The 20,751-nt window shown below is 72.5% G+C and carries 19 protein-coding genes; 11 read left to right on the top strand and 8 right to left on the bottom strand.

Translation table 11 applies throughout. The features are described 5' to 3' along the window. Nucleotides 1–4: 4 nt before the first annotated feature. Together QSJ60_RS18430 and QSJ60_RS18425 are read left to right on the top strand one after the other, a co-directional pair. Nucleotides 5–772: a TIGR03943 family putative permease subunit gene (locus tag QSJ60_RS18430; RefSeq protein WP_285465123.1), complete on the top strand. Its 768-nt coding sequence runs from the start codon at nucleotides 5–7 to the stop codon at nucleotides 770–772. Further along, nucleotides 762–2,165 (top strand): hypothetical protein, encoded by a 1,404-nt coding sequence (locus QSJ60_RS18425; protein ID WP_285465121.1) that lies wholly within the window; start codon nucleotides 762–764, stop codon nucleotides 2,163–2,165. Before QSJ60_RS18430 ends, QSJ60_RS18425 begins: the two co-directional genes overlap by 11 nt. Here the strand turns inward: QSJ60_RS18425 and QSJ60_RS18420 are convergent. After that, complete coding sequence (locus QSJ60_RS18420; RefSeq protein ID WP_230767873.1) at nucleotides 2,112–3,314, bottom strand: MFS transporter; 1,203 nt, start codon at nucleotides 3,312–3,314, stop codon at nucleotides 2,112–2,114. The genes QSJ60_RS18425 and QSJ60_RS18420 overlap by 54 nt on opposite strands. 115 nt (nucleotides 3,315–3,429) lie before the next feature. Between QSJ60_RS18420 and QSJ60_RS18415 the strand changes: the two genes are divergently transcribed. Further along, a complete protein-coding gene (locus tag QSJ60_RS18415; RefSeq protein WP_189085449.1) occupies nucleotides 3,430–3,879 on the top strand; it encodes a MarR family winged helix-turn-helix transcriptional regulator in 450 nt (149 codons plus the stop codon). 52 nt (nucleotides 3,880–3,931) lie between these two features. Here QSJ60_RS18415 and QSJ60_RS18410 read toward each other — a convergent pair whose 3' ends face one another. Then, nucleotides 3,932–7,495: a CLIPPER-2 domain-containing protein gene (locus QSJ60_RS18410; RefSeq protein ID WP_285465118.1), complete on the bottom strand. Its 3,564-nt coding sequence runs from the start codon at nucleotides 7,493–7,495 to the stop codon at nucleotides 3,932–3,934. Between the two features lie 457 nt (nucleotides 7,496–7,952). Here QSJ60_RS18410 and QSJ60_RS18405 point away from each other — a divergent pair, with 457 nt between their 5' ends. The 4 genes from QSJ60_RS18405 to QSJ60_RS18390 all read left to right on the top strand — a co-directional run bounded on the left by QSJ60_RS18405 (nucleotide 7,953) and on the right by QSJ60_RS18390 (nucleotide 10,570). Beyond that, nucleotides 7,953–9,353, top strand: coding sequence for a hypothetical protein (locus tag QSJ60_RS18405; protein WP_285465116.1), 1,401 nt, complete (start codon nucleotides 7,953–7,955; stop codon nucleotides 9,351–9,353). A 98-nt stretch (nucleotides 9,354–9,451) separates the two neighbouring features. Beyond that, nucleotides 9,452–9,754, top strand: coding sequence for a GNAT family N-acetyltransferase (locus QSJ60_RS18400; RefSeq protein ID WP_285465115.1), 303 nt, complete (start codon nucleotides 9,452–9,454; stop codon nucleotides 9,752–9,754). Nucleotides 9,755–9,897: 143 nt separating this feature from the next. Next, nucleotides 9,898–10,083 (top strand): DUF8730 family Cys-rich protein, encoded by a 186-nt coding sequence (locus tag QSJ60_RS18395; RefSeq protein WP_189085457.1) that lies wholly within the window; start codon nucleotides 9,898–9,900, stop codon nucleotides 10,081–10,083. Nucleotides 10,084–10,090: 7 nt separating this feature from the next. Continuing rightward, nucleotides 10,091–10,570, top strand: coding sequence for a DUF4395 domain-containing protein (locus QSJ60_RS18390; protein ID WP_285465114.1), 480 nt, complete (start codon nucleotides 10,091–10,093; stop codon nucleotides 10,568–10,570). Between the two features lie 346 nt (nucleotides 10,571–10,916). Here QSJ60_RS18390 and QSJ60_RS18385 read toward each other — a convergent pair whose 3' ends face one another. The 3 genes from QSJ60_RS18385 to upp form a co-directional block, all read right to left on the bottom strand. Further along, nucleotides 10,917–11,393, bottom strand: coding sequence for a MarR family winged helix-turn-helix transcriptional regulator (locus QSJ60_RS18385; protein ID WP_229781698.1), 477 nt, complete (start codon nucleotides 11,391–11,393; stop codon nucleotides 10,917–10,919). A 334-nt stretch (nucleotides 11,394–11,727) separates the two neighbouring features. Beyond that, nucleotides 11,728–12,492 carry a winged helix-turn-helix domain-containing protein gene (locus QSJ60_RS18380; protein WP_189085459.1) on the bottom strand — a complete coding sequence of 255 codons (765 nt, stop codon included), beginning with the start codon at nucleotides 12,490–12,492 and terminating at the stop codon, nucleotides 11,728–11,730. Between the two features lie 530 nt (nucleotides 12,493–13,022). After that, complete coding sequence (upp, locus tag QSJ60_RS18375; RefSeq protein WP_230767850.1) at nucleotides 13,023–13,655, bottom strand: uracil phosphoribosyltransferase; 633 nt, start codon at nucleotides 13,653–13,655, stop codon at nucleotides 13,023–13,025. Between the two features lie 60 nt (nucleotides 13,656–13,715). Between upp and tadA the strand changes: the two genes are divergently transcribed. Continuing rightward, on the top strand, nucleotides 13,716–14,231 hold the full coding sequence (gene tadA / locus QSJ60_RS18370; RefSeq protein ID WP_285465113.1) for a tRNA adenosine(34) deaminase TadA: 516 nt from the start codon (nucleotides 13,716–13,718) through the stop codon (nucleotides 14,229–14,231). On the opposite strand, the gene QSJ60_RS18365 is transcribed toward tadA, so the two are convergent. Beyond that, entirely contained in the window at nucleotides 14,198–14,821 is a 624-nt protein-coding gene (locus QSJ60_RS18365) for a TetR family transcriptional regulator (protein WP_285465111.1), read from the bottom strand. The genes tadA and QSJ60_RS18365 overlap by 34 nt on opposite strands. A 115-nt stretch (nucleotides 14,822–14,936) precedes the next feature. Between QSJ60_RS18365 and QSJ60_RS18360 the strand changes: the two genes are divergently transcribed. After that, nucleotides 14,937–15,722, top strand: coding sequence for an SDR family NAD(P)-dependent oxidoreductase (locus QSJ60_RS18360; protein WP_285465110.1), 786 nt, complete (start codon nucleotides 14,937–14,939; stop codon nucleotides 15,720–15,722). Nucleotides 15,723–15,813: 91 nt separating this feature from the next. On the opposite strand, the gene QSJ60_RS18355 is transcribed toward QSJ60_RS18360, so the two are convergent. Beyond that, nucleotides 15,814–16,776, bottom strand: a complete 963-nt coding sequence (locus tag QSJ60_RS18355) for a cation diffusion facilitator family transporter (RefSeq protein ID WP_230767846.1) — start codon at nucleotides 16,774–16,776, stop codon at nucleotides 15,814–15,816. A gap of 71 nt (nucleotides 16,777–16,847) precedes the next feature. Next, complete coding sequence (locus QSJ60_RS18350; protein WP_285465107.1) at nucleotides 16,848–18,335, bottom strand: APC family permease; 1,488 nt, start codon at nucleotides 18,333–18,335, stop codon at nucleotides 16,848–16,850. A 178-nt stretch (nucleotides 18,336–18,513) separates the two neighbouring features. Here QSJ60_RS18350 and proC point away from each other — a divergent pair, with 178 nt between their 5' ends. Next, entirely contained in the window at nucleotides 18,514–19,359 is an 846-nt protein-coding gene (proC, locus tag QSJ60_RS18345; RefSeq protein ID WP_230767844.1) for a pyrroline-5-carboxylate reductase, read from the top strand. Then, nucleotides 19,356–20,660 carry a beta-N-acetylhexosaminidase gene (locus tag QSJ60_RS18340; protein WP_285465106.1) on the top strand — a complete coding sequence of 435 codons (1,305 nt, stop codon included), beginning with the start codon at nucleotides 19,356–19,358 and terminating at the stop codon, nucleotides 20,658–20,660. The genes proC and QSJ60_RS18340 overlap by 4 nt, the downstream gene beginning before the upstream one ends. Nucleotides 20,661–20,751 lie beyond the last annotated feature (91 nt).

The following is a 20,751-nucleotide window of genomic DNA, read 5'->3' as shown; positions in this document are numbered from 1 at the left end:
GCTCGTGGCCCGGTGGAAGGGCGTCGCCCTCACCCTCGTCGGGGTGGTCGCGACGGTCTGGCTCGCGCTCGGCGGCGGCCTCGGACTCTACATCCACCCGCGCTACTTCGGCTTCACCGCGGTGATGGCGGTGCTCGGCGGGGCGGCCGCGATCGTCGCGCTGGCGCTCGCACCGCGCGCCGGGGAGGCAGAGGACGCGGACGAGGCGGATGCCGACCACGAGACGGGGCCGGAGACGCCACCGCAGCGCCGCCGGCTCGCCCCGCTCGCCGCGTGGGGCACGGTGCTCCTCGTCGCCACGGCCGTCGTGACGCTGCTCGTGGTGCCCCCGGCGGCGCTCACCTCGCGCACCGCCGTGCAGCGCGACATCGACCGCACGACGGCGGACCTCGCGGGCGAGGCCCCGAGCCTCCGCGGCGCCGACCCGGCGACGTTCACGCTCAAGGACTGGGCGCTGCTCGTCCGGCAGAACGACGACCCCGCCGCCTTCGCCGGCCAGCGACCCGAACTCGTCGGCTTCGTCACGCCCGCCCCAGGCGACCCCGACGACGCCTTCTACCTCGCGAGGTTCACGATCACCTGCTGCGCGGTCGACGCGCAGCCGATCGGCGTGCCGGTGCACCTGCCCGACTGGCGCGAGCGCTTTGCGGTCGACGACTGGGTGCGGGTGAGCGGGGCCTTCGGACCGGACCCCGCGAGCGGCACCGGCCTCGTGCTGCTGCCCGAGGAGCTCGAGCCCGTCGAACAGCCGGAGCAGCCGTATGTCTACTGACGCCGCGAACGACGCCGCGACCGATTCCAGTGCCCGCCGCTTCCGGCGCGGACTCGCCGCGACCCTCGGCGTGCTCGCGCTCGCCGCGGTCTCGCTCGGTGCTGCCGGGTTCCTGCAGGGCCCGAAGCTCGTCGACGCCGCGGTCGATGTGCAGCGCGTCACCCGCCTGGCCGAGTCCCGCCTGGTGCTGCAGCTGAATCAGCCCGTCGCGCGGGTGGGCGAGCTGCGGATCAGCCCGCACGAGCCCGCCTCGCTCGAGCACGACGGCGACCGCCTCGTGGTGACCTTCGCCCGCCCGCTGCCGGCCGGGACGGAGTTCCACGTCGCGATCGACGACGTCGTCGGTGCCGCGCAGCCGGCGGCCGCCGACGTCGCGTACCGGTTCACGAGCGCCGACGAGCCCGTGTTCACCCTCGTCCGCCGGAGCCCGGAGGGGCGCCCGGACGTCGTGCGTCGGGCGACTGCGTCCGAGCCGGCGCCGAGCGACGTGCTCGAAGCGCCCCGGCTGCAGTCCTTCGCGGCGGCCGGGGAGGTCGTCGTCGCCGCGGCGATCGAGGAGGACGGCACGAACACCCTGCGTGTCGCCGGCGTCGGCGAGACGACCCAGCTCGTCGGGCTGCCCGAGCCGGGGGTCGTCCGCCGCATCGCGGCTTCCACGACGCATCCGCTCGTCGCCCTGGGCTTCGACGGGCGGACGAACCTCGGCGGCGGCGAGCCCCGCTACCGGCACGCCCTGTTCACCCTCGACGTCTCGGGTGCGCAGGCCGCGCTCGAGCCGGTGCTGCGCCCCGACGGCGAGCCCTTCGCGGTCGCGGACTGGCGCTTCGTGCCCGGCACGACCTCGCTCGTGCTGCAGGATCTCGACGGCGGGCTCTTCGTCGTCGACGCCCTCGGCCTCTCGCCGCCGATGGCGCTCGGGGCGCACGCGGAGCTGCGCGGCATCCTGCCCGGCACCGCCGTGCTCGTCGTCGCCGACCCCGACGGCGGCGCCCTCATCGACCTCACCACCGGCGAGGCGACGGCGAACGAGCTGCCGCCGGCCGGACTACCCGAGCAGGCCTACCCGGGGCGGGTGCAGCAGCTCGACGCCGACGGCGCGTACCTGATGGACGTGCTGCTCGCGGGCGACGGCGGCACCGAGTCGCTGCTCGCCCTCGTCGACGGCGCGGGCACGGAGGTGCGCTGGGCGAGCGGGCCCGGCAGCCGCCTCGCCGGTTCCTGCCTCTCCCCGAACGGCCGGCTCGTCGCGATCGAGACCGTCGCAGCGGATGCCCCGTACGACGGCTACCCGAACGCCCCCTCGCCCGTCGACCGGCTGACGACGGTCGTCGACCTCGCCTCAGGCGACCCGGTGCTCGTGCAGAACGGGGGCTTCTCCGACTGGTGCGGCTGAGCGCGAGCGGGAGCGCGCCGCGAGCGCCGCGCCGACGAGCACGAGGAGGGCGAGCGCGCTGAGCGCCGCGCCGATCCAGATCGGCGAGGTGTAGCCGAGCCCGGCGGCGATGCCGAGACCGCCCGCCCAGGCGCCGAGGGCGTTGCCGGCGTTGAACGCGGCGATGTTCGCGCCGGACGCGAGCGTCGGGGCGCTCGAGGCGTAGCCCATGATGCGCGACTGCAGGCCGGGCACGGTGCCGAAGCCGAGACCGCCCATCAGGAACAGCGCCACGACGGTGGCGGGACCGTTCGCCGCGACGAGGGCGAAGCCGATGAGCACGACCACGAGCGCCGAGACGAACACGAGCAGCGTGCCGTCGATGGAGCGGTCGGCGGCCTTCCCGCCGATCCAGTTGCCGACGAAGAGTCCGGCGCCGAAGAGCACCAGGAGCCACGGCACCGCACCGGCCGCGAAGCCGCTCACCTCGGTGAGGGTGTACGCGATGTACGTGAACGCGCCGAACATGCCGCCGAACGCGAGCATCGTGACGAGCAGCGAGAGCCAGACCTGCCCGGAGCGGAACGCGGCCAGCTCGCTGCGCAGCTTCGGCTGCTCGAGATGCCCGAGCGGCGGCACGAGCAGGGCGAGCCCGACGAGCGCCACCACGCCGATGGCGGCGATCACCCAGAACGTCGCGCGCCAGCCGTACTGCTGGCCGAGGAAGGTGCCGAACGGCACGCCGAGCACGTTCGACGCCGTGAGGCCGGTGAACATGATCGCGATGGCGGCGGCCTTGCGCTCGGGGGCGACGAGGCTCGCGGCGACGACCGAGCCGATGCCGAAGAACGCGCCGTGGCAGAGGGCGGCGACGATCCGGCCGATCATCGCGACCGAGTAGTCGGGGGCGAGGGCGGTGAGCGCGTTGCCGGCGATGAAGAGCACGACGAGTCCGAGCAGCACCGCCTTGCGCGGGAGCCGCACGGTCGCGGCGGTGAGGGCGAGCGCGCCGACGACGACGCCGAGGGCGTAGCCCGAGATGAGCCATCCCGCCGCCGCTTCGGTGACGCCGAAGTCGCCGGCCACCTCGGGCAGCAGGCCCATGATGACGAACTCGGTGAGGCCGATGCCGAAGGCACCGATGGCGAGCGCGAGCAGGCCGAGTGGCATGGACGATTCTCCTGATACAGTGAGGTAGTTGCAGACGCTGCATATTTCGGCAGCGGGGTTAATAGTTGCACACGCAAATAGATTGCGCAAGCAACGACCGAGGAGGAGGCCGCACATGGGCATCGCCGACGACGCCGTCGAGATCCGGGCCACGGGCTGGCGCACCCTCGTCGCGCTGCACGCGATGATCGAGCTCGAGCTCGAACGCGCGCTGGGGGAGTCGGCCGGGCTCTCGGTCGTGGAGTACACGGTGCTCGACGCCCTCGACCGCCAGGACGGCTGGCACATGCGCATGCAGCAGCTCGCCCGCGCCGCGGCGCTGAGCCCCAGCGCCACCACGCGGCTCGTCACGCGGCTCGAAGACCGCGGGCTCCTGACCCGCGTGCTCTGCGCCGACGACCGCCGTGGCATCTACAGCGAGTTGACCGCGGCCGGTCGGGCGCTCTACGAGACCGCGCGACCCGTCCACGACGCCGCGCTCGAGCGCGTGCTCGCCGAGGCCGGCGAGCGCCCGGAGCTCGCCCCCATGGTGCAGGCGCTGCACGCCGAGCCCGCCACGGTCTGACGGGGGAGTCGGGGCCGGGGGTCCCCGCCGCCCGGCCCCATCCCCCGAGTCGTCAGCGGTGCCGGCCGGTGGGCTGGCGCCGAGCGAGGAGCAGCGCCGCGGCGCCCGCCGCCGTCAGCAGCAGCGCGATCATGATCGCCCCGACGGGCGGCTCCCAGCCGGTGCCCGCGAGCGGCGGTCCCGGCTTCGGCGGCACCGGCGTGGGCGTGGGCGTCACGGTCTCGACGGACGCGGACGAGGGCGGCGACTCGACCGGCGACTCGTCGGGTGCCGTGCCCGTTGCGATGGCCGTGTTCTCGATCGCGGCCCCGGTGAGGTCGGCGGCGACCGTCGTATAGCTCGCCTCGCAGTCGACGAACGCGCCGGGCAGCAGCTCGGCCGCTCCGCTCGGGCAGGTGACGAGGGGCGCCGTGCCGGCCCCGGAGAAGTCGGTCTCGACGACCTCGATCGTCCGCAGGGTGACGTTGCCGATGTTGGTCACCCGGAACGTGTACGAGATCACCTGGCCCGCCGCCGTCACGCGCTCGACGTCGGCCGACTTCACGAGGGAGAGGGCCGGGCTCTGCAGCGCCGGGATCACCGTCGAGGAGGGGTTCGACTCGACGGGTTCGCCGCCGGCCTCACCCGTTGCATGTGCCGTATTCGCGAGCTGGCCGGCGTCGACGTCGGCCTGGGTCAGCGTGTACGTCGTCGTGCACGTCGCCTGCTGGCCGGGCGGCAACGGGGCGCTCGGGCAGGTGATCGGGTTCTCCGGGCCGCTGCCCGAGAACGCGTCCTCCGTGATCGCGAGGTCGGTGACGGTCAGGTTGCCGATGTTGGTCACCACGAAGGAGTACGTGATGACCTGCCCGACGACGAAGCTCGCCGCATCGCTCGGGCTCGCCGACTTCACCAGGGTGATCCGCGCGGCCTCGTCGAGCGGGGTCGTGGTCGTCGCGGGCGGCGACTCGACTTCCGACTCGTCGGGGCCGGTCCCGCTCGCCGTCGCCTCGTTCGTGACCTCGCCGGCGTCGATGTCGGCCTGCAGGATGGGGTAGCTCGCGCTCGCGACCGCGAACTGCCCGGGCCGGAGCACGCCGTCGACGCCCGGCCAGGTGTAGCGCAGTGCGCTCACCCCGGGCAGCTGCTCGGCGATGCTCACCCCGGTGAGGGTCGTGTTGCCGGTGTTCGTGACCACGAAGTGGTAGACGATCGGATCGCCCGGCTCCGCGGGGGAGCTGAGGCCCGAGGCATCCGCCGTCTTCGTCAGGGCGATCGCGTCGCTGCGATCGATCGGGGTCTCCGTCTCGACTTCGTTGGACGGCGTGTTCGCCCCGCTCGCGGTCGTGCCGTTCGCGACGGCCCGGTTGATCACCCCGCCGGCGTCGATGTCGGCCTGGGTGATCGCGTAGCTCGCGGTGCCCGTCGCGATGTCGCCGGGCTCGAGCACGCCGGGGTCGCCGGGCCAGGTGTACGAGATCGCCGTGATCCCGCTCAGCCGGTCGGTGACCGAGACGTTCTCGAGCCGCAGGTTGCCGGTGTTCTCGATTGTGAAGTCGTAGGCGATGAGATCGCCGACGCTCGGCGGTGAGCTGAAGTCGGGCGTCGCCTCCTTGCCGAGCAGGAGGCCCGGTGACTGTGTGAGCGGCGTCGTCGTGGTCGCGGGCCCGGCGTCGACGGGCGTTCCGGTCTCGGACTGCCCGGATGCCGTCGCCGTGTTCGTGACCACCCCTGCCTCGATGTCGGCCTGCGTGACCGCGTGGCTCCCGGTCACGGTCACGAACTGCCCGGGCGCGAGCACGCCGTCGTCGCCCGGCCAGGTGTAGCTCAGCCCGTCGCCGAGGAGCGTGTCGACCACCTCGACGTCGACGAGGGTGACATTGCCCGTGTTCGTGACGGTGACCGTGTACGCGATCGGGTCGCCGACCGCGGTGGGCTGCTGAACCCCCGAGGCGTCCGCGGCCTTTACGATGGCGATCGAGGGCGTCTCGTCGCCCGAGACCACGGCGGTCGAGTCGGCGGTGACGGGCGGCCCGCTCGGCGGCGTGCCGGTCGCGCGCGCGGTGTTCGTGACGCTGCCCTGATCGATGTCCGCCTGCGTCAGCACGTAGGTGGCGGTGCAGCTCATCCCTGCGCCGACGGCCAGGGTCGACTGCGGGCAGGAGATCGCGGACGGCGTGCCGCTGCCGTCGAACGCGGTCTCGGCCACGGAGACGTCGGTCAGCGGGACATTGCCGGAGTTCGTCACCTGGAAGGTGTACGTGACGGTGCGGTCGACGACGAACTCCGACGGGTCGGCGAGGTCGGAGGACTTCACGAGCGAGATCGCGGGCGTCTCGGGGACGGTGAACGCGACGGTGGAGTCGCCCGGCTCGAGCAGCCCGTCGAGCGGTCCGATGTTGTCCGGGCCGTTCGTGTACGTTCCGGCGACGGCGCTGGTCACGAGCACCGTGAAGGTGCACGAGGCGGTGCCGGCGTCGAGGTTGCCCGACCCCGTGATGGCGTTTCCGTCGAGCGTCGCGACACCGGCCGGGCAGTCGGTCCCGGGCTCGCCGGCGAAGGCGAGTCCGGCGGGCAGCGTGTCGGTGAACGACCAGCCGTTCTTCGCGGCGAGCTCGTCGGTGTTCGTGATCGTGAATGTGAGCGTCGTCGTGCTGCCGGCGACGGCGGTCGTGGGCGAGAACACCTTGTCGAGCTGCGGGGTCGCGTCGACGATCTGCGGGTCGTCGAAGCCGGAGTCGTTGCCGCGGAAGCCGCCGGCGGCGTTGTACAGCTGGATGCCGATCGTCGACACCCCGGCCGGCGCGCGGAAGCCCTGCGAGTTCAGCTTCGCGACGTGGTAGTTCTGCCCGGCGGTCGTGATGATGCGCGCGGCGGGATCCGTGCACGGGTTCAGCCCGCTCGCGAGCGTCGTGATGGTCCCCGTCCCGGTACCCGGAGCCGGACCGGAGCCGGTCTGGTTCTGGATGAGGTTGAAGGTGAGGCTCGGGTCCTGGCGGCCGAGGCCCGGTCCCTCGGAGACGCAGTTCACGGCGCCGTAGATGGCGCTGATCTGGTAGAAATGCCCGGCCGTGATGCTCGTGGTGATCGGTTTCGCGGTCTGGAACTGCACCCCCGGACCGGGGTTCGACCCGCCGTTGGTGTAGGCGGAGAGGATCTGGTTCTGCTGCGCGACCGGCAGCGTCTCGCCCCGGAAGAGCCCGATCGCCGTCGCCATGCCCTGCAGCCGCGCCCATGCGGTGGCGTCGCAGCCGGAGTCGACACCCGTGACGACCGCGTTGCGCGGCGTCGAGGAGCGCAGGATCCAGCCGTTGCACTGGTCGCCGGCGGGAAGCCAGGCGGGGCTCGCGACGTACGTCGAGGTGTTGGCGGCGGCGCCCCCGGTGTACTGCGGCAGGCGGATGCCGTTCGTCGCGACCTGGTTCTGGAAGTCCTCCGCGAAGACCGCGGTGGGAGCGGCTTGGGGGATGCCGGGGCTGCCCGGCGCGCCGCTCGCCGAGTTCGCCGCGGTCAACGCGCCGCCGCCCCCGACGAGCAACGCCGCGATCGCGACGATCGCGGCGAGCCAGCGCGAGTGCCGCCCGCTTCCCCTCCGGATGCCGAGGCCGTTCGTGTCTGGAACCTGCGCACGCGTCATGATGGACCCCCCCCGAGTCCGCAGACTAAACCCGAGAAAACCTCCGCGCAATGCTCCGCCGTTGATCCGTCCAGCCGCCGGGCGGGAGCGCGATCACGCGAACGAGCCGACCCGCGCCCGCGTCCGCGAGGAATCATCACGATGCGGTAGACTTCGCGGGCAGTTCTTCCGGTGCGCGCGCCGGCCGTGGGGCTCGTCGTTTCGAGTCCCACCCGCCGCTCCGGTCCCCGTCCGTTCGTCGAGGCGAAGGGGCGGGATTCTCGCCGCTCGGTGGCCGTTCTGCCCCGGAATCTCGGACTTTGCCCCCCGTTTTGGGTGGATTCTCGACGATTCGGGCGTGGGGGCGCCGATAGGCTCGTTTTGTCTGATTCCCGTGAACGAGAGTCCGGATATGAGGGGTGCGTTTGTCGGGGCCACCCCGGCACCAACACTCCGGGTACACTCCCTGCGGCGTCGCATGGCGGCCCCGGATTGCGCCGGTCGTGAAGATCACGTCCGGCTGAACGGCGAGCGTTCGAGCGCCTCGCTCCCCGAGGTGCGCACGGAGACCGTGCGGGTCGCGGAAGCGGCATCCGATCCGCTGGCCGCCATCGCCCTGCGTTCGTCCCGCGCCCTCCGACGCATCTTCGTGGTGGGCATCGCGCTCGCCTTCGGCATCGTCTTCGCCCGACTGCTCAGCGTCGAGGGACGCGGGCTCGGCTTCGACGCCCAGTCGCACGCCCTCGGGGGCTGGGGCGCCGCCGACGCCGCGGTCATGCCGCTCGCGGCGCTCGGGGCGGTCGCCGTCGCGATGCTGCTCCTCGTCGTCTCCGCCTCGGAGGAGCGGCTCGCCGCCGTCATGCGCTTCGGGCTCCCGGGCTTCGACGACCGGGCCAGGGCCATCGCGAACGGCATGGTCTGGGCCGGCATCGCCCTGCTCGCGGTGCACTTCGCGGCGCCGGCGTTCGCGTGGATGCCGGGCGGGCACGAGGTCGCCGGCGTGCTCCTCGGCACGGTGCTCGGCGCGGGCACCGCCAGGCTCCACCACCAGGCGATCGGCCACGAGGCGTACCGCACCTTCAACCTCGTCTCCATGCTGCTCGCCGCCGGCAGCCTCGGCGCCATGTCGATCACGCCGACGGGCGAGTGGTGGACCTTGAACTTCAGCACGCTCGGCACGAGCGACGACCTCGCCGCCGCGAGCTTCAACGTCGGCATCGTGATCGCGGGGCTCGGCATGGCCGTGCTCGGCCCGGCGCTCACGCGGGCCCTCGGCGAGGCGCGCTTCGCCGCCCGCCGGGGCGGGCTCGGCGCCGCCCGGGTCCTCATCGCCGTGATCGGCGTGAGCCTCGCGGGCGTCGGCCTCGTGCCGATCGACACCGACACGCTGCTGCACAACGTCTTCGCCTGCGCCGCGGCGGCCGGCTTCGCCGGGCTCGCCGGATGCGTCCGGGCGTTCGCCCGGCGGATGCCGCGCACCCTCGTCGTGCTGTCCTTCGTCTTCCTCGGCATCGAGGTCGCGGCCATGTTCGCGTATCAGGTGCTCGGCCTGTTCAACCTGACGGTGTTCGAGATCGTCGCGTTCACCCTCGTCTTCGCCTGGCTCATCGCCCTCGTCGCCACGACGCACGCCCACCCCGCGGCGGAGTCCCACGAGCTCGGGCTCGCGACGGCCGCGGTCGCCGCCCACGCGCACGCGGTGCCGCGCCGTCGCCTCGTGCCGGCGGCGTCGGCCGTGCTCGGCCGGCCCGCCGGCCGCGACGACGAAGCCAGGCTGCGCGGCCCGCGCGGGGTCGGCTCGGACCGCCTCCGCCGTCTCGGAGTGCACAGCGCGGATGCCTCGGCCGACGACCCTCCGGACCACGCGGCGCTCGTCTGAGCCATCCCGTCCGGCGTCGGGAATCCCTGCCGGAGCCCGACGTTGCACCTGGTGACGGCGCCGCGCAGCCCTGCGCGGCCGAGGGAGCGGAGGAGCGCATGAGCGAGGAGATCGAGCTGGCGGAGGTCGCCGAGCGGTCGCGGTACGAGATCCGGCCCGGCGGGGAGGTCGCCGGCTTCGCGATGTACCGGCGCGTTGCAGGCCGGACGACCTTCACGCACACGATCGTGAAGCCCGAGTTCGAGGGGAAGGGCATCGGCAGCAGGCTCGCCCGCTTCGCCCTCGACGACACGGTCGCGCGCGGCGAGCGGATCGTGCCCGAGTGCCCGTTCATCCGGGCCTACCTCGAGCGGCATCGGGAGTACGCCGACGCGGTGGACCCCGTCGAGCCGACCGCGTAGGGCTCGCCAGCTCGGCATTCAGCGCGGCGTTCAGGGGGGATTCAGATACCCCCTGGGTATCCTGGACCCGTCGGAACCCGGCGCTCCCGTCGAACGGGACCGTCCCGGGCCGGCGACCTCGATCCCCTTCGAACGGAGTACCCATGTGCCGAGCTGTGACCTGCCGAACCTGCCAGAAGACGACCTGGGCGGGGTGCGGACAGCACGTCGGCGCGGTCAAGGCGAGCGTCCCCGCGGGGCAGTGGTGCGCCGGCACCCACACGCAGGCCCAGATCGACGCCGCGAAGGCGAGCCGCGGCGGATTCCTGGCCCGGCTCTTCGGCCGCTGACCGCTCCGTGATCAACGAGCGGGCCGCCCGCGCAGGAGCGGGCCTCCTGCTCCTGCCGGGCCGCGTGCTCTACGTCACGGCCGTCCATCAGGGCTCCGCCGAGGTCCTGAAGCCGTTCGGCGCGGTCTTCGTCGTCGACATGATGCTCCGCGTGCTGCTCGGCGAGCGGTGGGCGCCCTCGCTCGTGCTCGGCGGGCTCATCGTGCGACGTCAGCGGCCGGAGTGGGTCGGCGCCCGCCAGAAGCGATTCGCCTGGTGGCTCGGCTACGGCCTCGGCCTCACCGCGTGCCTCGCGACCGGGCTCCTGGAGGCCCCGCTGTGGGTGACGCTCGCGCTCTGCGGACTCTGCCTCTCGCTGCTGTTCCTCGAGACCGCGTTCGGCATCTGCGTCGGCTGCGCGCTGCAGGCGCGCCTCAGCAGGCACGCGCCGACGAACTGCCCCGGCGGCGCCTGTCCGAGCCACCGCGGAACGCGGTCCGCGCCCTGAATCGCACCACCGCATGTCACCCGTTCCGGGGGCGGCACACGGCACGCGGCGGGGATACGATTCACCCAAACCCGAGTCGGGAACCCGAACCCGACATGCCCGCCATCCGTGGTGGCCGCGGTGCGCCTTCGCGCGCCCCGCTCGGGAGGTTGCTCGTCGAGCTCAGTTCGGGTCGCTCGGCGGGGAGGGCCTCCCCGGAGGCCGCGGTGGGGCGGGAGGTAGGGTTCCCGCCCCACCGTCATTCGCGGCGATCGTGGACCGGCGGGTTCCCGGCGCGCCGCGGGTCGGCCGTCACATTCGCCCGGGTTCCCGTGGCTCGCCCGGCATTCGCCCGTCGGCCGCTGCGTCAGTCCTCGTCGTCGGGCTTGATGACCGGCGCGCCCGCTTCGGCGGCGCCCTGGCGCAAGCGGGTGGTGAGCCGGATCAGCGTGCGCAGCTCCTCCTCGTCGAGCGAGGCGCCCATGTGCTCGGTGATCGACTGCATGTGCTCGACCGCGACGCGGCGGAACAGGTCGAAGCCCTCCGCGGTGATGGAGACGATGGTGCCGCGGCCGTCGTCCGGATCCTCGCTCTTCACCAGCAGGCCGCGGGCGGCGAGCCGGTCGACGAGCCGGCTGACGCTCGGCTGCGTGATCAGCACCGAGCGGTTGAGCTCCTTCAGGCGCAGTCGCCGGCCGGGCGCGCGGGAGATGTTGAACAGCACGTCGTACTCGTTCATCGAGATGACCGAGGACGGGAAGTCCCGCTGCAGGGCCCGCATGACGGTCACCTGGGCGCGGAACAGCGATTCCCAGGCCGCGACGGTGAGCTGCCGATCGACCACGTGGTGCTCCCTTCGTCAGCGCGCAAGCGCGCTACCCAGAATAGGGGGCCCGGACACGGTTGAGGGCCGGTCGTAGAGGCTGACGACCGGCCCTCGCCCTTGCACCAAGAGTGTCCTGCAATCACATTCCACACCGCCCGCCACAGCAAACGAGCGGTGCGAGATCGAATATATAACAGAAAGGTAACGGGCGCCAGACCCGCCCGGAAATCTCTGCGGCGGCGCACAGGTGGCGCGGAGGAGATCCGCTCTGCGGGAGGATGCCTCGGCGCGAATCATCCTCCGGGAAGGCGAACGTCCTCCCGCCGAGCGGGAGGACGTCCAGTACCCGATCTCAGAAGACGTCGGGGCTCGGCGTGGAGGCCTGGCGGATCGAGACGTCGGCGTGCCGGTCGAAGCGGTAGCCGAGGCCGCGCACGGTGCGCACGATGTCCTGGTAGTGCGCGAGCTTCGAGCGCAGGCGGCGCACGTGCACGTCGATGGTGCGCTCGCTCGGGGCCTCGTCGTCGGCGTTCCAGAGGCTGTCGATGAGCTCGTGCCGGTCGATCGTGCGGCCCTCGCGGAGCACGAGGTACTGCAGGAGCTCGAACTCCTTGTACGTGAGGCCGGCGGGCTCGCCGTCGAGCAGCACCCGCTTGCGGGAGATGTCGATGATGACGCCGTTCGGGTGGCGGTCGCTGTCGTCGCGCACGTCGCCCTGGGCCTCGCGCTGCTTCGCGAGCGCGGCCGGGTCCTGGAGGGCGAGGCGCACGACGTCGACGTCGCGGCCGCCGGCGCCCTCGGGAGCGAGGGCGACGGCCGCGTAGGTCTCGGCGGAGGGGGCGACCTCGGCCGTCAGCCGGCGCAGGGCCTCGACGATGCGGTGCAGCGTCGTGCCGTCCTCGGTGGCCTTGTTCTCGTCGATGCCGACGTAGAGCACGAAGCCGCGGGCCTCGGTGCCCTCGGGCACGGCGCGGACGCGGGGAGCGGGGGAGGCGAGCTCGGCGGCCGGCGCGGCGAGGCGGGCGATGGGGGCGCCGTCGGCGATGGCGCGGACCGGGGCGGCCGAGATGCTGGGGGCGGTGCGAGCGGTGGGAGCGGAAGCGAGTGCGAGCGACATGACGGATTCCTTGCGTTGCGGGTGCAGCGATCGACCCCGTCGTCGGGGTCTGCGAACTGGCCGAAGAGGGCCGGGCGAGCGCCTGGGCGGCGGCTCAGAGGAGTCCGGGCGATCTGGATGCGGATCGGCGGCGGGACTCGGCGAAGAGGTCGCGGGTCAGCGGCACATTCGACAACACATGCCTGCACGCGCCGACATCATCATGTCGGCAGTCCTGTTCACCTCGCGGGTGGTCAGGGTGCGTGCGGTGTCGGTCATGGGGAGAGTCAATCGGAGCCACGAGCATGTGTCAATTCGTGACCGCGGGATGACGGGGTGTGACGTCGCACGCGGTGCATCGGCATCCGGGCGTCGCGCAACCCTCTCGCCCGCGACCGCCCGAGATCGAAGAATCAACGGGAAAGCGACCTAGAGAAGAATCTTCTGCACCGAGGTCCCGAGTCGGCGCGGCGTCGCTCGAAGATCCTTCGCATATAGCACGACGGGCGCCTCGATCGAGGCGCCCGTCGTCGAAACAGGGGAGGGATGACTCAGACGGTGCCGTAGAGTCGGTCGCCGGCGTCGCCGAGGCCCGGAACGATGAAGCCGTGCTCGTTGAGGCGCTCGTCGACGGCGCCGAGCACCACGGTGACCTCGCGCCCGTGCAGCGCCTCCTCGACGGCCTTCAGGCCCTCGGGGGCGGCGAGGATGCAGATCGCCGTCACGTCGGTCGCGCCGCGCGCGAGCAGGAACTCGATCGCCGCGATGAGCGAGCCGCCCGTCGCGAGCATCGGGTCGAGCACGAAGCACTGCCGGTTGCTGAGGTCGTCGGGCAGGCGCTCGGCGTACGTCGTCGGCTGCAGCGTCTCCTCGTCGCGCGCCATGCCGAGGAAGCCCACCTCGGCGCTCGGCAGCAGCTTGACCATGCCCTCGAGCATGCCGAGGCCGGCACGCAGGATCGGCACGATGAGCGGCTTCGGCTCGGCGATGCGCACACCGGTCGTCACGGCGACGGGCGTCTCGATCTCGACCTCGGTGACGCGGACGCCACGGGTGCCCTCGTACGCGAGGAGCGTCATGAGCTCTTCGACGAGGGAGCGGAACACCGGCGAGGGGGTCTCGCGGTCGCGGAGCACCGTCAGCTTGTGGGTGATGAGCGGGTGATCCGCCACGTGGACTCGCATGGCCCCGATTCTACGGCGCGGTAGCGTGGCAGCCGAGAGCCGATCGAGCGGAGGGCGCGGATGGAGCGGGCGGAGCACCGGGAGTGGATGCGTCGCGCACTCGCCGTCGCCGAGGAGGCGCTGAACTCCGGCGATGTGCCGGTGGGGGCCCTCGTGCTCGACCCCGACGGGCGGGTGATCGCCGAGCGGCGCAACGAGCGCGAGCTCAGCGGCGACCCGACGGCGCACGCCGAGGTGCTCGCGCTCCGCGACGCGGCCGCGGCGCGCGGCGAGTGGCGGCTCGAGGGCTGCACGCTCATCGTCACGCTGGAGCCCTGCGTGATGTGCGCTGGGGCGATCCTCGCGGCGCGGGTGCCGACCGTCGTGTTCGGTGCGTGGGACGAGAAGGCCGGCGCCGCCGGCTCGCTGTACGACGTGCTCCGCGACCGCCGGCTGAACCATCGCGTCGAGGTGTACGGCGGTGTGGAGGCGGAGGCCGCGGCGGCGCAGCTGCTCGGCTTCTTCGGCGGTGCCGAGCACCGTCCGGCCGACGGCCGCCCGGGTCAGGCGCCGAGCGAGATGCCGCTCGACAGCTGAGCGAAGGCCCGCCCGGCGAGCGCGGCGGGCACCCCGGCCGAGCCGTCCGGGTCCTCGTCTCCCGCGGCCCACTGCTCGAGTCCGAGCCGGATCGCGTCGGTCGCTGCGGCGGCGAGCAGCCGCACCTCGAAGGGATCGGCTCCCTCGCCGGCGAGTTCGGCGATGATCGCGCGCAGGCGCGTCTCGGAGTCGTGGTTCACGCGGTGCCAGACGGTCTGCAGCGCGGGGTCGTCGGCTGCGGTGCGGAGCAGGCCGTGGGTCCAGCGCAGCGCCTCGCGCTCGGCGTCGTCGACCGGGGTCAGCACGCGGGCGATGAGCTCGGGGAAGACCGCGGTCGGGTCGCCGGGCGCGGATGCCGCGAGCGCCGCCTGCCAGGTGAACGCGCCGACCGCGAGGAGCGGGCCGACGGCGTCCTCCTTCGTGCGGAAGTAGCGGTAGAAGGTGCGCAGCGACACCCCGGCGGCGGCCGCGATCGATTCGGCCGTGACCTGGTCGGCCCCGTGCTCGGCGAAGCGCACCGCGGCGGCCTTGGCGATCTCGAGCTGGGTGGCCGCCTTCCGGCGCTCGGTCAGGGTCGGGGTGCGTTCCACGTCTGGCAGCGTACGGGAAATACTCCGCGCCGTGGCGACGTTTGACATGATGACACGTTGTGCCAAATAGGCGTAACGTGTAGTCAAACTCCTGGGACTCGAAAGGTCGAACACCATGAACCGCTACGAAGGTCGCCGCGCACTCGTCACCGGCGGCGGATCCGGCATCGGACAAGCCACCGTGCTGCGCATGCTCGCCGAGGGCGGCCGCGTCGTCGCCGCCGACGTCAGCGACGCCGGGCTCGCCGACACCGTCGCCAAGGCGGGCGACGCCGCCGAGCGCCTGCACACCGTCACCATGAACATCGCCGAGGAGGCATCCGTCCGTGCCGGCGTCGCCGCCGCCGTGGAGTGGCTCGGCGGGCTCGACGCGCTCGTGAACGCCGCCGGCATCCTGCGCTCCTCGCACACGCACGAGACGAGCCTCGACGCCTTCGAGCAGGTCGTCCGGGTGAACCTCGTCGGCACCTTCCTCGTCATCCGCGAGGCGATCCCCGCGCTGCTCCAGGGCGAGGGCGCCGCCGTCGTCAACTTCAGCTCGACCAGTGCGGTGTTCGCGCACCCCTACATGGCGGCCTACGCGGCCAGCAAGGGCGGTGTGCAGTCGATGACGCACGCGCTCGCGGCCGAGTACGCGAAGCAGGGCATCCGCTTCACCGCCGTGCAGCCCGGCTCGATCTCCTCCGGCATGACCGACGGCTCCGGCCAGAGCAAGCAGAGCCAGGGCCCCGGCCTCCCCGAGGACGCCGACATGATGCTGTTCATGAAGCTGCAGCCCGCCCTCGGTCAGGGCTTCGCCGGCCCCGAGACCGTCGCGAGCGTCGTCGCGATGCTCGCGAGCGACGACGGCCGATTCATCACCGGCACCGAGGTGCGCATCGACGGCGGCACGCACTTCTGAGTCGCGCCCGCCGCGAACAGGAGAGCGCCCCGAGGCACTGCCTCGGGGCGCTCGCGCGTCCAGCGGATGCGGCCCGCTCAGCGGCGCCGGCTCACTCCAGGCCCTTGATGACGATCGCGTCCGTCGGCGGCGCCGTGTGGTGGGGATCGACGTAGACGTCCGGCTCGATGTAGATCACCCGGGCCGCCGGAACGGCCTGGCGGATGCGCTGCTCGATGACGTTCGTCGCGGCCGCGACCTCGAGCAGCCGCTGATCGGCGGCGAAGCCGAGCTTCGCCGCGACGAGCAGCTCGTCCGGACCGAGGTACAGGGTCTTCATGTGGATGATCCGCTCGATCTCCGGGCCCGCCGTGATCGCCCGCTCGATCTTCTCGACGTCGGCGTCGTTCGCGCCCTCGCCGACCAGGAGGCTCTTCGTCTCGATGCCGAGCACGATCGCCACGATGATGAGCAGCGTGCCGATCATGAGCGTGCCGATCGCGTCGAACAGCGGGTTGCCCGTGAGGATCGTCAGCCCCACGCCGAAGAGGGCGAAGACGAGGCCGAGCAGCGCCGCGACATCCTCCAGCAGCACCACCGGCAGCTCCGGCGCCTTCGCCCGGCGCACGAACTGCACCCAGCTCTGCCGGCCGCGCAGCGGGTTCGACTCCTTGATCGCGGTGCGCAGCGAGAACGACTCGAGCACGATCGCGATCACGAGCACCAGGATCGGCAGCCACGGCACCTCGAGCGGGTGCGGGTGCTGGATCTTCTCGATGCCCTCGTAGATCGAGAACAGGCCGCCGACCGAGAACAGGATGATCGCGACGACGAAGGCGTAGACGTAGCGCTCTCGGCCGTAGCCGAAGGGGTGCTCCTTGTCGGCCGCGCGCCGCGCCTTGCGGCCGCCGAAGATCAGCAGCAGCTGGTTGCCCGAGTCGGCGAAGGAGTGCACCGCCTCCGCGAGCATCGAGCTCGAGCCCGAGAACGCCCACGCGATGAGCTTCGTGATCGCGATGCCGAGATTGGCGAGGAAGGCCGCGATGATGGCTTTGGTTCCGCCCGATGCGCTCATGGATCGATTCTAGGAGTGGTCGATGCCGCCAGCGTGATGGGCTCTGCCGATTGCGCCCGATGGGTCGAGCGTCAGTCGATCTGCTGGAGGTGCGTGGTCGACGTGCCGAGGTTCTGGGCGAGCCGCTCGAAGCGCTCCGGCTTGGTGCGTCGCCAGTGCCTCGCGAGCAGCACGCCGCCGAGGAACAACAGCGGCGTCGGCAGGATCAGCGCCACATTGACCAGGACGCCCTCCAGGCCGCTGATGATCGAGAAGTTCAGCACCACGACGACCCAGGCGATCGCGAGGCCGATCGCGCCGACGAGGGGCGCGACGATCACGCGCCACGGGTGGTGGCCGCGACGATCCCGCACGAAGTAGGCGACGACGGCGAACCCCGCCACCGCCTGCGCGAAGATGATCGCCGCGACGCCCGTCGCGTACACGACCATCGCGAACACCAGGAACGGGTCGGCCCCCGTCACCGCGCAGAGGACGATCGGCACCATCGCGATCCCAGAGACCGCGAGGCTCGCGTTCGCCGGCGAGCCGTGTTTCGGATGCACCCGGCCGAGCACCGCGGGCAGCGCGCCGTCGCGGCCCAGCGAGAACAGGTAGCGCGCCGAGGCGTTGTGGAACGCCATGACGCAGGCGACGAAGCTCGTCACGACGAGCACCGACAGCACGACGGCCGCCCAGTGCCCGAGGTAGCTGTCCGAGGCGGCGAAGATCATGTCCTGGAAATCGTCCTGCGCGGCCGCCTCGAGGACCCCCTCGGTGCCGAACGCGACCGTGTACAGCCAGAACGCGAAGGAGTAGAAGATCCCGAGGAAGCCGACGGCGATGTACGTGGCGAGCGGCACGGTGCGCTCGGGCCGCTTCGCCTCCTCGGCGTAGATCGCCGTGCCCTCGAAGCCCACGAAGGCGCCGAAGCCGAGCACGAACAGCGCCGCGGCGCCGGGGACGAACAGGTGCGCCGGGTTGTACGACTCCGCCGACATCGGCTCGGGGCCGCCGGTGACGAGCACCGCGACGGAGAGGATGACGAGGATCGCGACCTCGGCGGTGAGGAGCACGGCGAGCAGGCGCGCACCCGCCTCGGCGCTGCGTCGGCCGAGGAAGGCGACGAGCACCCAGCCGAGCAGGGCGCCGATCGTCCAGTGCACCTCGACGCCGAAGACGGTGCGCACGCCGATGCTCGTGAAGATACCGATGAAGCCGAAGAAGCTCGCGGTGAGCACGACGTAGGCGAAGGTCGTGACCGCGGCGATGCCGAGCCCGGCGGGTCGGCCGAGCCCGCGTCCGACGTACGCGTAGAACGCGGCGGCGTTCGTGACGTGCTTGCTCATGGCGGTGAAGCCCATCGCGAAGCAGATCAGCACCGCGGCGCAGATCAGCATGGCGAGCGGGCCGCCCAGGCCGCCGAGCCGGAAGTTCGTGGGGCCCGAGCTCGCCGCAACGGTCAGCGGTGCTGCCGCGGATACCACCAGAGACACGACCGCGAAGATGCCGAGCCGGCCCGGCCGCAGTCGCTGCGGCGCTCCGGGGCCGGAGGTTTCTGGGGATCGGACTTCGGTCACGGTGGGACTCCTTCGCCGTCGCGCTCGCTCGCGCTCGTGCGCGATGGGACTGAGGGCGACGCTAGCGAGGCTACGGGATGCCAGTCATGCATTCCAGCGTCACTGCGCACGATCGGTCAACCGCCGTGCGCGCATCGTCAAGCGATGCGGCTCGCCGGGCCGCTCCTAGGATGGGCGCATGACTGCCGACGCGCCATCCCTTCCCGTCATCGCGTTCCTCGGCGCCGGATCCATGGCGCGCGCCGTGCTGCACGGCCTCCTGCAGCCAGGCGTCGCCGTCGACGGCATCCGCGCCACCAACCGGAGCGCCGCGAAGGCCGCCGAGCTCGCCGAGCTGCCCGGCGTCACCGCCTTCGCGACGGAGCAGGATGCCGAGGCGAACCGCCACGCGGTCGCCGGGGCCGGCCTCGTCGTCGTCGCCGTGAAGCCCGCGATGGTGCCGGAGCTGCTGCGCGAGATCGCCGATGCGCTCGAGCCGGGCACCGTCGTCGTCTCCGTGGCTGCCGGGGTCACCGTCGCGACGTTCGAGTCGATCCTGCCCGAGCACGTCGCCGTCGTCCGCACCATGCCGAACACGCCCGCCGTCGTCGGCCGCGCCGTGACCGGCGTCTCCGCGGGAACGCGCTCGAGCGACGCGGAGCTCGCCCTCGTCGTGCGCCTGTTCGAGACCGTCGGCGAGGTGCTCGTCGTGCCCGAGGCGCAGCTCGACGCGCTCTCCACGATCTCGGGCTCGGGCCCGGCGTACGTGTTCTACCTCATCGAGCAGCTCACCGCCGCCGCCGTCGCGAAGGGCTTCACGGCCGAGCAGGCGGCGACGATGGTGCAGGGCACCTTCCGCGGCGCGAGCGAACTGCTCGCCGCGTCGGGGGAGGAGCCCGCCGAGCTCCGCCGCCGCGTGACGAGCCCGAAGGGCACCACCGAACGGGCCGTCGCCGTGCTCGAGTCCGCCGGGCTCGAGGAGATCTTCGCCCGCGCGACCGACGCCGCGCTCGCCCGCGCGCGCGAGCTCGCCGCCGGCGCATGAGCGCCGTCGTGCCGCCCGCCACCGGGCTGCGTTTCACGGGCGAGCCGCGCTTCGCCTGGCGCGGCGTCATGCTCGACGTCGCCCGGAGGTTCCGGCCGCTGCCGGAGCTCTTCCGCTTCGTCGACCTCCTCGCCGCGCACCGGATCACGGTGCTGCAACTGCACCTCTCAGACGACCAGGGCTGGCGCTTCGAGGTGCGGGCGTACCCGCGGCTCACCGAGCTCGGCGGGCGCCGCTCCGAGACGCAGCTCGGCCACGGCCCGGCATCGACGCTCGACGGGGTGCCGCACGAGGGCTGGTACCGGCAGTCCGAGCTGCGCGAGCTCGTCGCCTACGCGGCGGAGCGGGACATCCGCGTCGTGCCGGAGCTCGACGTCCCCGGGCACGCGAGCGCGATCCTCGCCGCGTACCCCGAGTTCGGCGTCGGCGGCGCCGAGGAGGTGGCGCGGCGCGTGCGCGAGCCGTGGACGCGCTTCGGCATCAGCGACGAGGTGCTGAACGTCGAGGACGAGACCCTCGCCTTCATCGGCGCCGTCTTCGACGAGCTCTGCGAGGTCTTCGACGACGAGATCGTCGGCATCGGCGGCGACGAGGTGCGCAAGGACCGCTGGCGCGCCGACCCGCGCACGCAGCAGCTCATGGCCGAGCGGGGCATCGCCGACGAGGAGGAACTGCAGGCCTGGTTCCTCGGCCGTGTCGCCGACGGGCTCCGCGCCCGCGGTCGCCGCGCCGTCGGCTGGGACGAGATGCTCGAGGGCCGCGACCCGGCACCCGATGCGATCGTCGCGTCGTGGCGCGGCCCGGTCGGCGCCCGGCTCGGCGCGCGCCTCGGCCACGACGTCGTGCTCTGCCCCGACCTCTGGACCTACTTCGACTACCGTCAATCGGACGACCCGGCCGAACCGATCCCGGTCGGCACCGTGCTCGCCCTGGAGGACGTGGCGGGCTTCGACCCGGTGCCGGACGCCGAACCCGCCTGGTTCGCCGAACGGGTGATCGGCGTGCAGGCGAACGTCTGGGCTGAGCACCTCGACGGGCCGGAGCGGCTCGATTACGCGGTGTTCCCGCGGCTCGGGGCGTTCGCCGAGGTCGCCTGGACGGGCTATCCGCTCGATCCGGCGGACTTCGCCACCCGGCTGCCCGCGTACCTCGCCTGGCTCGACGAGCGCGGCGTCGGCTATCGGCCGCCGACCGGCCCTCGGCCAGAGCAGCAGCGGCCCGGCGTCCCGGGCGTGCCGCGCGACCGGGCGTCGCGCATCGCCGAGCTCGAACGGCTCACCGCGGGGCTCGCGAGCGCCTGAGTGGGTCGCGGATGCCGCGCAGCGCCCCGCGGAAACGTGGAACGCGGGGCCAGCCAGCGATGGCCGACCCCGCGTCCGGGTCTCCCGGGAC

The organism is Agromyces sp. NBRC 114283, from assembly GCF_030268405.1.
GTDB lineage: Bacteria > Actinomycetota > Actinomycetes > Actinomycetales > Microbacteriaceae > Agromyces > Agromyces mediolanus.
Note: the sequence above shows the minus strand (reverse complement) of the source record. Positions and strands in the feature narration are given on the sequence as shown.